We start from the raw sequence: 13,261 nt of genomic DNA, 5'->3' as shown, positions 1-13,261 counted from the left end.
TATGGAACAGGAAAATTTGTCGGCGAGTTTTTTAAAATTAGTGCAGATCATGGATGACCTAAGGGAAAAATGCCCCTGGGATCGCAAGCAAACGATTCAAACGCTGCGCCAGCAAACCATCGAAGAGACTTTTGAACTTACAGACGCGATTACTGACGAGAGTTGGAAGGGAATAAAGGAGGAGCTGGGCGACTTGTTGCTGCACATCCTGTTCTACTCAAAAATTGGTAAGGAACAACAGCAGTTTACTTTAACAGAAGTGATCGATGGTATTTCTGAAAAACTGATTTTCCGCCACCCGCATATTTACGGAGATGTACAGGTGAATGACGAGGAAGATGTTAAAAAGAATTGGGAAAAGCTGAAGCTTAAAGAAGGCAAAAAGTCAGTATTGAGCGGGGTTCCCAAATCCTTGCCGGCTACTGTAAAAGCGATGCGATTGCAGGAGAAAGCAAAGCAGGTAGGCTTTGAATGGGACAATAAAGAGCAGGTGTGGGATAAGGTGCAGGAAGAGCTTCAGGAACTACAGGAAGTAGTAAAAGAAAATGACAAGGACAGGATAGAAGACGAGTTTGGGGACGTAGTGTTTTCGTTGATCAATTACGCACGGTTTTTGCAAATAGATGCTGAAAATGCGCTTGAAAGGACCAATAAGAAGTTCATACAGCGCTTCACACAAATGGAAGATATTGCTTCAGAGCAAGGCAAACAACTGCACGATATGACCCTGCAGGAAATGGATGCCCTTTGGAACACTGTTAAAAAGAAAAAGGAATCATCTTGAGAAGTTTTATTTCCGAAATTCTAAAACGTAATGCCTACTTCATATTAGCCGCCGCATGGCTGTTCACTATTGCATTTATCATTAACAACTATTGGGTTTCTTATTCTTCCGTAGAAAAACTGCGCAATGGTATTGAAAGACGTTTGCATAAAATTGAAGACGACGTTCAGGAGTTTACGAACGATAAAGCATTGCAGCAGGAACTACTGGGCGAAAACCCTTCCGAAAAAACGATCAATGATATCGTTGACAAACCGTTTGGTATTTACCTTTTCACGTTGAATGAATTCAATGAGCCGGAACTACGGTTTTGGAATACGCAAACTGCTATTCCGGACAGAGATCTGTTATCAGGAACAGATACAACGTCGTTTGTAAAACTTAGCAACGGCCAGTACGAGTTTATTAAGACACGATCTGTTTATGATGGAAAGCCATTGATCATCGCAGCACTGATTCCAATAAGAAAAGAATACTTTATTGAAAACAATAACCTGGCAAGGGAAATAGAAGGCTTTCCGGAAGCGGAGAAGAAAGTTTCACTCATAACATATCAAACGGATTATCCAGTTTATTCTCAAAACGGCAATGTGTTGTTTTACCTGGAAGCAAAACGAAACACGCATCCTGTAAACAATAACAACTGGCTTTCGCTTACATTCATGCTTATTGGCATTGCGTTTCTCATGTTCTTTATAAACAATGCAGCGCATAGCATTTCCAATAAATACGATTACAAAACAGGTATCGGTTTTCTGTTGTTGGTCATCCTCATTTTACGCGGAATTGTTTACCTGTTGCCGGGATTGCTCAACCTGCGGCAGTTCATGCTTTTCGATCCAACCATTTACAGTTCGAGCGTTATCTTCAGTTCTCTGGGCGACCTGCTCATCAACGCGTTTCTTTTTTGCTGGATCGTGTTGTTTGTACGAAGAGAAATTGGTGACAAGGATTTCATGCGCTATGTAAATACAATCTGGCAGTGGCCCTTGTACATCATCAACATTTTTTTATATGTAGCCACCACGTTTGCCGTGGCCCGTATTATTCAAAGCCTGATTGCTGATGCAAGGATTTCTTTTAACGTAACGAATTTCTTCAGCATATTAAATCAATACAGTTTTGCAGGATTTGTTGTGTTGGCCGCCATCACTTTCGGTTACTTTTTTCTTTCGCAGGTCATTCTTAAAATTGTACAACCACTAAGTATTGGAAAGCCTTATGTGCTTTATCTTTCCATTGCCATTGCAGGGCTGGTCCTCTTGAGCATTGTAACGCAAACCTCATTTGTTGAGCTGAATATTTACGTGCTTATCTGGTTGTTGTTTTACACCTGGCTACAAAAGCAAACATTTCTTTCAGAACTGGGAAACCGGTTCAATATCTCGCAGGTTATTTTCTGGCTGTTTATTTTCTCCATGTCGGTTGCCTCCATCATCATTGAAGAAAATACCAAAATAGAAATTGAGCAACGCAAACGAACAGCAGAGAAACTGGCATTGCAAGCGGACCCTTCCAGTGAAAGGCTTTTAAGCATTGTGCTTACTTATGTTGACAATAATTTTCTCTACGGAAATTTTGAGCGTTTCAGAATGCCCATTTCAAATGCTTATCTGAAAGATAGTTTGATCAACAAAAATTTCAGCGCTTATTTAGATCGATACAATAATCATATTTACACATTTGATGAATCTGAAAAACCGCTTTTTAATGAGGCGCCTGTTTCTTATGATACATTGAATACGATTTTTCAGATTGAAGGAAAACCAACTGCCGTAAATGACCTGCGATATTTTGAGAGAGCCTTTGATAAGTATTCCTACATCAGTAAGAAAACGGTAACGGATACGCTGGGTAATACGGTTGGTTATTTTTTCATGCTTTCTGATCCTAAGTTTTACAAGAGCGATGCGCTTGTACCGGAACTGTTCAAGCAGAGAAAAGATTTTCTGCCCAACGAATACTCGCCTTCGTACTCTTATGCGATTTACAACAACAGGGAACTTTTAACCAATTACAATGATTATCCGTTTCCAACGCAATTGGATTCGAGTACGCTGCCGAAGAATGATTTCACGCAAGCAAGAAGAGATGGTTATGATGAGCTATGGTACCGAGATAACAACAAAGTCGTAGTCATTGCAAAGAACAATAATTATTTCATTGAAGCGATTACCTTATTCGCTTATCTCTTCAGTGCATTCATATTGCTGGTGGCTTTGTTCCGCATTATCGCCCTCATTATACAATCTGGCTTGCGATGGAAAAATTTGAAACCATACTGGCAGTTGAGTCTTCGTTCGCAAATACATGGAACGATCATTTTCATCAGTTTGTTTTCGTTCCTTGTAATTGGTATAGCAACCATTTTCTTTTTCATTAACCGCTACAATCAAACCAAGCAGGATAGACTAACAAAAGCAATTCAAACCGTCAACAACGAAATACAGAATCGGGTAAAAGGTGATATAGGTTTCCGCGATATCATGCGCCTTTATAAAATGGGTATTGATAAAGATTTGGAAGATATGATATCACGCGTTTCTGAGATTCATGGTGCTGACATAAACCTTTACAGCCTGGAAGGTGATTTGAAAATTTCATCGAATCCGTTTATTTATAACAAAGGAATTTTAAGCAGCAAAATGAACCCGCTGGCATACTACAATGTGCACAACAAAAAACTTGTGCAATATGTAAACCAGGAAAGAATGGGCGGTGTAGATTACCAGAGTGTGTACTGTCCGCTGCGTGATGACAAGGGCGAAGCTTATGCATACCTGAACATTCCTTCTTTCGATACACAAACAGAGTTAAAGAAGGAAATTTCAAACTTCCTTGTAACCATCATCAACCTTAATGCTTTCATTTTTCTAATTGCCGGTATCATTGCGCTGGTCATTACAAACCGCATCACTTCTTACTTTACACTGATCGGAAATAAGATGAAGGAAATAAATCTTGGCACCATGAACGAGGAAATAACATGGAGCCGGGATAATGAAATAGGAGGGCTGGTGAAGGAGTACAACAAAATGGTGAAGAAGCTTGAAGAAAGTGCCGCGGCGCTTGCTAAAAGTGAAAGAGAGGGTGCATGGCGGGAGATGGCAAAACAAGTGGCTCATGAGATCAAGAATCCACTTACGCCAATGAAGCTGAGTATTCAATACCTGCAAAAGGCTATTGACAACAACATGCCGAATGTGAAGGAGCACACCGCAAATGTGGCGAGGACATTGGTTGAGCAAATTGATCACCTCTCAAAAATCGCATCGGACTTTTCACAGTTCGCCAATATTGGAAACGTAAGAAACGAAGTGTTCAATCTGAATAGCGTATTGTCTTCGCTTGGCTCGTTATATGAGAAAACGGAAAACTTCGATTTATCGTTAAATCTACTACCGAATAAAATTTATGTGCTGGCGGATAAGACACAGCTAAACCGCCTGTTCACAAACCTTTTACAGAACGCCGTTGAAGCCTGTTCAAAACAGGAAAATCCGCAAGTGATCATCAACGAAGAAATAGTAGATGACAAGGTGATCATTACAGTGAAAGACAACGGCGAAGGCATTCCGGCGGACACGAGAGCCAAAATATTCATTCCAAACTTTACGACTAAATCTTCCGGAACCGGACTGGGGCTTGCCATGAGCAAGAGCATTGCAGAGCACGCCCGCGGAAACATTTGGTTCGAAACGTCAGAAGGCGTGGGTACTACTTTTTTTGTTGAATTGCCTATAGTGAGAATGGTCGACTAATTTGAAAATTTGAGGATTTGAAAATTTGAAAATGACGGGTGAGACTTTCAAACCTGTAATTTAGCCGCTTGAAAATCAGTGCTTAAATAATGGCTAAAAAATTTAGCAAAAAATGAAAGCTGTTTCGTAAAATTGTATAAATATTCAGAAGATGCCTACGCAAATAAAATGTACGAATTGTGGTCATGAGTTTCCATTAGAAGATGCATTGAACGATGAGTTGAAGGAAGCGATTGAAAAAGAAAAGCAAGAACTGCGTCAGCAGGTGATTGACTACAAGAGGACAAAGGATGACGAACTAAAACGCAAGGACGAAGAGTTTTCCGTGATCAGGAAAAAGCAGGAAGAAGAGTTTGCTGCCAACGCGAGAAAGCAGGAGGAGAAATTTCAACTGCAACTGGAAACAGAAATAAAGAGAAAGAATCAACAGTTGGAAGAAAATCTTCGCAAAAGCATCACTGCAGATTATGAAGGCAAACTGGAATTTCTTGAACTGAACAATAAAGAGAACGAGGAAAAACTGAAGGAGGCTAGAAAAAAAGAAATTGAATTCTTACAGAAAGAAAAAGAGCTGCAGAATAAAGAAGCAGAGCTTGAGCTTTCCCTGCAACGCAAGCTACAGGAAGAACGTGGCAAGCTCTCCGATGAAATAAGACAAATTGAAGAACAGAAAAATGCAGCGAAGGAAACAGAATTCAACCTTCGCTTAAAGGAATTGGAAAAGCAACTCGAAGATCAGAAAAAGTTGGCGGAAGAAATGAGGCGAAAGGCCGAGCAAGGCAGTATGCAATTGCAGGGCGAAGTGCAGGAACTGGCGCTGGAAGAAATGTTGCGTGCCTCATTCCCGTTTGATGTGGTAAGTGAAGTGGGTAAGGGTGTTCGCGGCGCTGACTGTATCCTTACGGTAAGAAATAACTTTGGGCAGGAGTGTGGCAAGATTATTTTTGAAAGCAAACGCGCCGAAAATTTTGGAGGTGAGTGGGTTGAGAAACTAAAGAGTGACATGCGTAGCCAGGGCGCTGATATTGCAGTACTGGTGACAAAAAAAATGCCGAAGGATATGGATAAGTTCGGCGATATAAGCGGCGTTTGGGTTTGTTCATTTGCTGAGGTTAAACCGCTTGTGCATGTCCTGCGCGATGGACTCGTAAAGATTGCCACTGCAACAAAATTCCAGGAGAACCGGGGCGACAAAATGCATTTGCTCTATAACTATTTAACCAGCCATGAGTTTGCTGAACAATGGAACGCTATTCGTGAAGGCTTTATGAGTATGCGCATTTCCATACAAAAAGAACGCGATGCCATGGAGAAGTTGTGGAAGGCAAGAGAGAAGCAATTGGAAAAAGTGTTGTTGAACGCGGCACATATTCGCGGCTCGATAGAAGGCATTGCCGGCCAGGATTCTATTGATCTTAATTTGCTGGATGATGCAAGCAGCGACCTATTGAACTAATGATTGAATAGCTGAATGACTGAATAACTGAGTGTTTCATATTCGTAGTGCAAAATCGAAAATAAGCTTGAGTTATTCGGCCATTCAGTTATTCAGTTACTTAACGCAAAACGCCTAACGTTGAGTGTCTCTGCGTTAGGCGTTTTGCGTTTTTGTGCGTTAAGCGTTCAGTCCTATTTCGTTTGTTTTTCGATGAACTTTGCCAGCGCTTTTCCTGCGTCAGCATAGGTTTCAGCTAAGCGGGCTCCGGTGTCAAAATCCGCACCCCAGAAATCTCTTCCAAGTGCTTTGTCCAAAGTGATTCTCGCCAATACTTTGTTTTTATTTGCAGCTTCTACAATAAATACTTCAGCATTGTGTTGCGCATTTTTTCTGGAGATACCAATGTTGTAGCCGGGTTCAAGGAAAGTAGTTTTGTACACCAACGTATATTTTGAATTGCCTTTGTCATTTACCTGCAATGGAGTGTTTTTGGTAAACAGCTCTTCAAATTTTGGCTTGTACCTGTTGTCGCGATCATCGATCCAGGCTTTGGCCCATTTGTCGCCAGTGCCTGCCTCTTTCTTGTTCATGTCTTCTTTCTTCTTGTCAATGTAGTCTTTCTCATTGTCGTATTTGCCCACTTTTACATTTTCGTAGACAAACTCAACGTTCACTGACTTTTCATTTTTTAAAAAATCAAGATTGCCATCTTCAAGCCTGATTTTCTGTGCATGACCCGTGACTGAAAGCGTGGTGATTGCCACGGCAAGGGTTAGTTTAAGCAACTGCTTCATAAAAAATAGTTTTAAGGATTTAGGGCTACAATATAGTTGCAAAAAATAAGAGGAGAAAAATAAAAAGCTGTGAATTGCGAAAAAATGCGGTTAAAATGAGCCAACTGTGTTCATTATTTTTCCGGCATAAGTAAAAACTCTTAGTGTAACTGAGGGCCGAACGCTTAACGCCAAACGCCTAACGCAAAATCTCTATGCGTTAGGCGTTTGGCGTTAAGCGTTATACGTTCTACTGTATTTTCTTCTCAAACGTTTTTCCAATTTCCTTTGCAGCATCGGCATAAGTTTCGGCAAGCCGGGCGCCTGTATCGTAATCGTTAAAAGACATTGTTCTTCCCAGGGCTTTGTCTACAGTAATTTTTGCCAACACTTTACTTTTATCGGCAGCGTCAACAACGGTAAGTATTGCATTGTGTTGTGCATTTTTTCTGCTGATGCCAATATTATATCCTGGTTCCAGAAATGTGGTGTGGTAAATGATGGTGTATTTCGCTTTTCCATCGTTCGTAATCTTGAGAGTGGGGCAATGCTCTTGAAAAAGTTCCACAAACTTGGCCCTGTAGCGGTCCACCTTGTCATTTTCCCATTCCTTGGCCCACGTATCGCCGGTGCCAGGGTTTTTTTTGTTCATTTCAGCTTGTTTGTTGGTCACATAGTCCTTCTCATTATCGTACTTCCCCACCTTCATATTTTCATAAGTAAGTTCAAGATTGATTGATTTTTCGCCTTTTAAGAACGACAAATCGCCCTGTTCAAGGGAAAGTTTTTGAGAAAAGGCATTGGTAGAGCCTGCAACCAATATGCCTATGCATGCAGCTTTTAATAATCGATTCATAAACTAGTGTTTAGTGGTAAAAGTATTGTCAATAACAAAAAATACCATGATAGGTTGAGTGAATTAGAAAAAACGGAGTATCAATTGAAGAATAGCCAGTAGGAGTATCAATCGCGATAATGTAATTTACATTTGTAAAAAAGCTGTACATGTGGGAACCCTATAAGAAAGGCTTCAAAGCATATCTTCAACTGGAAAAATCGCTCTCAGACAATTCCGTTGAGGCCTACTTGCGCGACATAGAAAAGCTTACGCAATTCATGCTGCAAACTGATACCAAAAGAACTCCTTCTCAGCTTGAGCTAAAAGATCTTCAGCAGTTCTTAAAATGGATAGGAGAGCTAGGCATGACGGCCACGTCGCAAGCGAGAATTATTTCCGGGTTAAGAAGTTTTTACAAGTACTGTTTGCTCGAAAATATTACCACAAAAGACCCCACCGTTTTATTGGATGCGCCAAAGTTGAAAAGAGCACTTCCCGACGTGCTGAGTTTCGAGGAGATCGAAGAGATTATTGGTCAGATAGACCTGAGCAAACCTGAAGGAGGCCGCAATAAAGCAATTCTCGAAACCCTATACAGTTGCGGTTTGCGCGTAAGCGAGCTGGTAAACCTAACCATCAGCAACCTGCATCTCGAGGTGGGATTTGTGCGCGTGATCGGAAAAGGTGATAAGGAAAGACTGGTGCCTATCGGCAGCGATGCCACTAAATTCATCAATATTTACAAAGACGAGATACGTGTTCACATTCCCATAAAAAAAGACAATGAAGATGTATTGTTTTTAAACAGGCGTGGAGCGAAGCTTACCCGGGTAATGATCTTTTTGATGATAAAAGATCTTGTGCAGAAGGCGGGCATTCATAAAACAATTTCACCACACACATTTCGCCATTCGTTTGCCACCCATCTTGTGGAAGGCGGTGCCGACCTGCGGGCTGTGCAGGAAATGCTGGGGCACGAAAGCATCACGACAACGGAGATTTACACCCATCTTGACAGAGAATTTTTGAGAGAAACACTGCATAAGTTTCATCCGGCGTTTAAATAGTTGAAAATGAAAAGAGCCGGCATTGCAGCCGGCTCTTTTCATTTATGGGAGAGGTTAAAAGTTTATATTGATTGAACCACTGTAAGAAGTGTCAATTGTTATGGGAATTCCAACGCTTTGAACATCGAAAAATTTACCGGTTAGGATAGTTTGTTTATTTGTGTAAATGTTCACATTTTTTATCGAAATGCTGCGATCAATTACATCCGGGTTAGTTTGCTTAAGCCCGTCAACTCTTACATTCAGGATCTGATTACCCAGTGCATAATATACCAGACCACTGGAAAATGACGGATAGAAACTATGTGCTTGATGTTGCTTCCAACCTACCGATCCTGAAGCCACGTGATAATATGCAGGAACTGAATCCAGGGAAACATCCATGCGTTTGTATGAAGCTGGAATTGTATCTGTAAAATTGATAACCAATTTACCAGTTAGTCTTGTGGGTTGAATATTGTTGAATGACGTGTCAGATTTATTAATTCTTATATTTTGTTTAAAAAGGAAAATGTCCTGACCACCTTCTGTATAATAGTCAGCATCGCAGTAAACCTTTAAATCAGTGAACCTGGAAGTAGGGTAAAGAAAGCTGGTGTCTTTAGACGCAGCACCAATAACAAATGTATAAAGTCCTGCTTTTAACTTGTCTGCAATAACCCCAAAGTTTGGATTGCCGTATTTGAGTTGTTGTTGAGAGTTTACCAGGTTGCCCAACGAATCATAAACAAGATAAACAATTGCATTAGCAAGAGAAGCGGATCCTCCCTGGGGGCTCAAACCAGCCACAGATATTTTGTTTGGAGACATATCGCTATACGATGCCTGGAAGTTTTGAACGTTAAACTGCACATTGTAAGTCTGTTGATCGTTTTGTGCTGGAGCTGTAGAGTCGGATTTCTGACAGGAGGAATAGGCGAACGCGAACGCCGCAACCACGAGTAGTAGACGAGTTTTTTTCATAGAGTTTAGAATGAGTTTTAAATGAGCTGCAAATCAACAAATTATAATTGAACTGGGCAACTGAAAAAGCTCTTTTTTTAGAGCAAAAATGATGTTCGGGTAGAACCGGTGCTAATCTTCATGTTGACCAAACGAAGTGTTATCTTTTGGTAATAATTTTCAAAAAAAATCAAAAAAACTCTTTCATTATTTAAATTATATTATACTTTTGCGGCCAATAATTGTTCTTCTTAAAAAGACGGAATTGAACGATCAACTGCAACATATAAATTCTTCTTTGCCTGGCTTCCGACCGGAAAGCTACTGCATGCCTCGACCGCGACGTGGTTGCTGATAGGACGAGCCATTAAAACCGGCCCCTATCAGTGGAAAAATCCCAATAGATGAACGTCGCACGTTTTTTGAACTATTTTTCATTGATTTAATTTTTACATAATTGGAAAATCAGGAAATAATTGTCCGGGTGGCAACACCTGCCGACAAAGGCTATTCGCAATTGATTACCGATGAAATGGAAGCTTCAGCTAAGGCTCGCGGAACGGGTATCGCTAAGCGTTCACCTGAATACATTGCGAAAAAAATGGAAGAAGGTAAGGCTGTTATTGCCTTAACCAAAGATGGCTCCTGGGTGGGCTTTTGCTACATCGAAGAATGGAGCCATGGTAAGTTTGTGGCAAATTCAGGACTTATCGTTTCCCCGGCATTCAGAAAAAGCGGCGTTGCCAAATCTATCAAGCAAAGAATTTTTGCACTCTCGAGAGAAAAATACCCCGAATCAAAAATATTTGGTCTCACTACCGGTTTGGCTGTTATGAAAATAAACAGCGACCTGGGTTACGAGCCCGTTACATATTCTGAACTTACGGATGATGAAGAGTTTTGGGCAGGTTGCAAAAGCTGCGTGAACTACGAAATCCTGATGAGCAAAGGCCGTAAGAACTGTATGTGTACCGCAATGCTCTACGATCCTAAAGATCATTACGAACCAGTAGAGACAGCGCAGGATTTCAAACAGCATTCCAAACTGTACGAACGTTTTATGCGCCTTAAACAATCCAAGTTCCTTAAACCATTCCTGAAGAAAGAGTCAAACGGCGGCGGAAGCGGATCTGGTAGCAGATCCATATTCAGATCACTGTTTCATCTGTAAGAATATTTCACGCAAAGGCGCGAAGGAGCAAAGAGGCAAAGACTGCGTGGGACGTTGAACATATTAATTCCAGAAAGAATAGATACGTAGAGGCCCTTGGCGTCTTTGCTTCTTTGTGCCTTTGCGTGAAAACAAATAAAACATCAAGTCATGTCAAAAAAAGTTGTTCTTGGTTTTAGTGGAGGATTAGATACCACCTATTGTGTAAAGTATCTGAGCGAAGATAAAGGTTACGAAGTGCACAGCGTGATCGTAAACACTGGTGGCTTTACAGAAGATGAGTTAAAACAAATAGAACAACACGCTTATAAACTTGGCGTAAAAACACACACAGCTGTTAACGCCGTAAAAGGTTATTACGATAACATCATCAAATATCTCGTGTTTGGTAATGTGCTAAAAAACAACACCTATCCATTAAGTGTAAGCGCGGAAAGATTGAGCCAGGCATTGCACATTGCAGAGCATGCAAAAAAACTGAATGCTGATGCGGTTGCACACGGAAGCACCGGCGCAGGAAATGACCAGGTTCGTTTTGACATGATCTTTCACATCATGATCCCCGGTGTTGAAATTATCACCCCCATCCGCGACATGCGCCTTAGCCGTGAGGAAGAAATTACGTACCTGAAAGCGAAGGGTGTGGAAATGAACTTCGAAAAAGCTGCTTACTCTATCAATAAAGGTTTGTGGGGAACGAGTGTTGGCGGTAGAGAAACGCTTACTTCAAAAGGTATGTTGCCAGAGTCTGCATGGCCAACGCAAGTAACAAAAAGCGGTGAAGAAGAAGTAAAACTTCATTTTGAAAAAGGGCAGTTAACTAAAGTAAACGATAAATCTTTCGATCACCCAACTGAAGCGATCCAGTATCTGCAAAGCATTGCAGGCGGTTATGGCATCGGTCGTGATATTCACGTGGGCGACACCATCATAGGTATCAAAGGGCGCGTAGGTTTTGAAGCTGCGGCTCCAATGGTTATTTTGAAAGCGCACCATGCTTTGGAAAAGAATGTGCTTACAAAATGGCAATTGAACTGGAAAGATCAATTGGCGCAATTCTACGGTAACTGGCTTCATGAAGGACAGATTCTTGATCCCGTTATGCGCGACATCGAATCTTTCTTTGAGCATTCTCAACAAAACGTAACCGGCGATGTGTATGTGCATTTGGCACCATACCGTTTCCAGGTGATCGGCATTGAATCGCCTTACGATTTAATGAGCAGCAAGTTTGGTAAATATGGAGAAATGAACAACGGCTGGAGCGGCGAAGATGTGAGAGGTTTCTCTAAGATTTTCGGTAACCAAACTGCGATCTGGCAGCAAGTGAATGAGTCTTCTAAATAAAAATCGGAACGCAGATTTTCATGATTGTCATGATTTATGAAGATCTTAATTGATCATGACAATCTTGAAGATCTGCGTTCTCTCTAAAAACTGACACTATGATTAATGTTGGAATAATAGGAGGAGCTGGTTATACAGGCGGAGAATTAATCAGGCTTTTGATTAATCATCCAAAGGTTAACATTCTTTATATCAATAGTAAAAGCAACGCAGGTAAACCAGTTTATGCAGTACACCAGGATTTAATTGGTGAAACTAAATTGGAATTCACGGGTGCTCTTGATAAAAAAGCAGACGTTGTTTTCTTGTGTGTTGGTCATGGTGAGGCAAAGAAATTTGTAGATGAGAATGCTGAGTTTTTAAAAGGCAGTAAGATCATTGATCTTTCACAAGATTATCGTCTGCACAGCAACAACACACGTCCAACCATCAACGGACAAGAAGTAGTATACGGCCTTCCGGAACTGAATAAAGACGAAATAAGAAAAGCGCAGCATATCGCAAACCCTGGTTGTTTCGCAACAGCCATTCAGCTTGGGTTGTTGCCTTTGGCACAGGCAAACCTGCTTGATGAAGTTTATACAACAGGAATCACTGGTTCTACAGGAGCTGGTCAAAGCCTTGCTGCAACTTCGCACTTTAGCTGGAGAGCAAATAACATACAGGCATACAAAACACTTAGTCATCAGCATTTAAAAGAGATCGGGCAGTCATTGAATCAATTGCAGCCGGGTACTGAAATCGACTTGAGTTTCATTCCATGGCGCGGTGATTTTACAAGAGGTATTTTCGTAAGCTCACAAATTCATTGCGAGCTTAGCGAGTCAACTCTTTTTGAAATGTATGAAGCGTTTTATGCGGATGATCCTTTTACAACTATAAGCAAAGAGCCTATTTTCTTAAAGCAGGCGGTGAATACGAACAAGTGTGTGATTCAATTGGAAAAAGTAGGTAGCAAGCTGGTTGTGCATACGATCATTGATAATTTACTAAAAGGCGCATCAGGGCAAGCTGTTCAAAATATGAACCTCATGTTTGGTTTGGACGAATGCACCGGATTGAAATTGAAAGCGAATTATTTTTAATAATTGCACTCAGATGATACTGATTGAGCAAGATCAGTGCAAATCAGTCTAATCC

At 41.0% G+C, this 13,261-nt stretch carries 10 protein-coding genes; 7 read left to right on the top strand and 3 right to left on the bottom strand.

What is annotated here, in order from left to right:
• The first annotated feature begins 1 nt into the window (after window position 1).
• From mazG to KTO63_RS06525, 3 genes are all read left to right on the top strand, one after another.
• A complete protein-coding gene (mazG, locus tag KTO63_RS06535; RefSeq protein ID WP_217790441.1) occupies window positions 2-784 on the top strand; it encodes a nucleoside triphosphate pyrophosphohydrolase in 783 nt (260 codons plus the stop codon).
• The gene (locus KTO63_RS06530) at window positions 781-4,545 is read left to right on the top strand and encodes an ATP-binding protein (RefSeq protein ID WP_217790440.1); all 3,765 of its coding nucleotides are present in this window, start codon (window positions 781-783) and stop codon (window positions 4,543-4,545) included. Before mazG ends, KTO63_RS06530 begins: the two co-directional genes overlap by 4 nt.
• A gap of 151 nt (window positions 4,546-4,696) precedes the next feature.
• Entirely contained in the window at window positions 4,697-6,001 is a 1,305-nt protein-coding gene (locus KTO63_RS06525; protein WP_217790439.1) for a DUF2130 domain-containing protein, read from the top strand.
• A 173-nt stretch (window positions 6,002-6,174) separates the two neighbouring features.
• Here KTO63_RS06525 and KTO63_RS06520 read toward each other — a convergent pair whose 3' ends face one another.
• Entirely contained in the window at window positions 6,175-6,777 is a 603-nt protein-coding gene (locus KTO63_RS06520; protein WP_217790438.1) for a hypothetical protein, read from the bottom strand.
• Window positions 6,778-7,006: 229 nt separating this feature from the next.
• Complete coding sequence (locus KTO63_RS06515) at window positions 7,007-7,612, bottom strand: hypothetical protein (protein WP_217790437.1); 606 nt, start codon at window positions 7,610-7,612, stop codon at window positions 7,007-7,009.
• 149 nt (window positions 7,613-7,761) lie between these two features.
• Between KTO63_RS06515 and xerD the strand changes: the two genes are divergently transcribed.
• Window positions 7,762-8,661 carry a site-specific tyrosine recombinase XerD gene (gene xerD, locus KTO63_RS06510; protein WP_217790436.1) on the top strand — a complete coding sequence of 300 codons (900 nt, stop codon included), beginning with the start codon at window positions 7,762-7,764 and terminating at the stop codon, window positions 8,659-8,661.
• A gap of 54 nt (window positions 8,662-8,715) precedes the next feature.
• Here the strand turns inward: xerD and KTO63_RS06505 are convergent, their stop codons facing one another.
• Window positions 8,716-9,624: a hypothetical protein gene (locus tag KTO63_RS06505; RefSeq protein ID WP_217790435.1), complete on the bottom strand. Its 909-nt coding sequence runs from the start codon at window positions 9,622-9,624 to the stop codon at window positions 8,716-8,718.
• Between the two features lie 436 nt (window positions 9,625-10,060).
• Here KTO63_RS06505 and KTO63_RS06500 point away from each other — a divergent pair, with 436 nt between their 5' ends.
• From KTO63_RS06500 to argC, 3 genes are all read left to right on the top strand, one after another.
• Window positions 10,061-10,774 carry a GNAT family N-acetyltransferase gene (locus KTO63_RS06500; RefSeq protein ID WP_217790434.1) on the top strand — a complete coding sequence of 238 codons (714 nt, stop codon included), beginning with the start codon at window positions 10,061-10,063 and terminating at the stop codon, window positions 10,772-10,774.
• 150 nt (window positions 10,775-10,924) lie between these two features.
• Complete coding sequence (gene argG / locus KTO63_RS06495; RefSeq protein WP_217790433.1) at window positions 10,925-12,121, top strand: argininosuccinate synthase; 1,197 nt, start codon at window positions 10,925-10,927, stop codon at window positions 12,119-12,121.
• Window positions 12,122-12,219: 98 nt separating this feature from the next.
• On the top strand, window positions 12,220-13,206 hold the full coding sequence (argC, locus tag KTO63_RS06490) for an N-acetyl-gamma-glutamyl-phosphate reductase (protein WP_217790432.1): 987 nt from the start codon (window positions 12,220-12,222) through the stop codon (window positions 13,204-13,206).
• Window positions 13,207-13,261 lie beyond the last annotated feature (55 nt).

Source organism: Pinibacter aurantiacus (assembly GCF_019130065.1).
Taxonomy (GTDB): domain Bacteria; phylum Bacteroidota; class Bacteroidia; order Chitinophagales; family Chitinophagaceae; genus Pinibacter; species Pinibacter aurantiacus.
The sequence above is the reverse complement of the archived record's forward strand: the minus strand, read 5'-3'. Positions and strand labels throughout refer to the sequence as shown.

What these genes read in the sequence shown, in the direction of transcription:
- argG (WP_217790433.1), top strand. Translation starts at nt 10,925, where the DNA reads ATGTCAAAAAAAGTTGTTCTTGGTTTTAGTGGAGGATTAGATACCACC.
- KTO63_RS06515 (WP_217790437.1), bottom strand. Translation starts at nt 7,612, where the DNA reads ATGAATCGATTATTAAAAGCTGCATGCATAGGCATATTGGTTGCAGGC.
- mazG (WP_217790441.1), top strand. Translation starts at nt 2, where the DNA reads ATGGAACAGGAAAATTTGTCGGCGAGTTTTTTAAAATTAGTGCAGATC.
- xerD (WP_217790436.1), top strand. Translation starts at nt 7,762, where the DNA reads ATGTGGGAACCCTATAAGAAAGGCTTCAAAGCATATCTTCAACTGGAA.
- KTO63_RS06520 (WP_217790438.1), bottom strand. Translation starts at nt 6,777, where the DNA reads ATGAAGCAGTTGCTTAAACTAACCCTTGCCGTGGCAATCACCACGCTT.
- KTO63_RS06525 (WP_217790439.1), top strand. Translation starts at nt 4,697, where the DNA reads ATGCCTACGCAAATAAAATGTACGAATTGTGGTCATGAGTTTCCATTA.
- argC (WP_217790432.1), top strand. Translation starts at nt 12,220, where the DNA reads ATGATTAATGTTGGAATAATAGGAGGAGCTGGTTATACAGGCGGAGAA.
- KTO63_RS06505 (WP_217790435.1), bottom strand. Translation starts at nt 9,624, where the DNA reads ATGAAAAAAACTCGTCTACTACTCGTGGTTGCGGCGTTCGCGTTCGCC.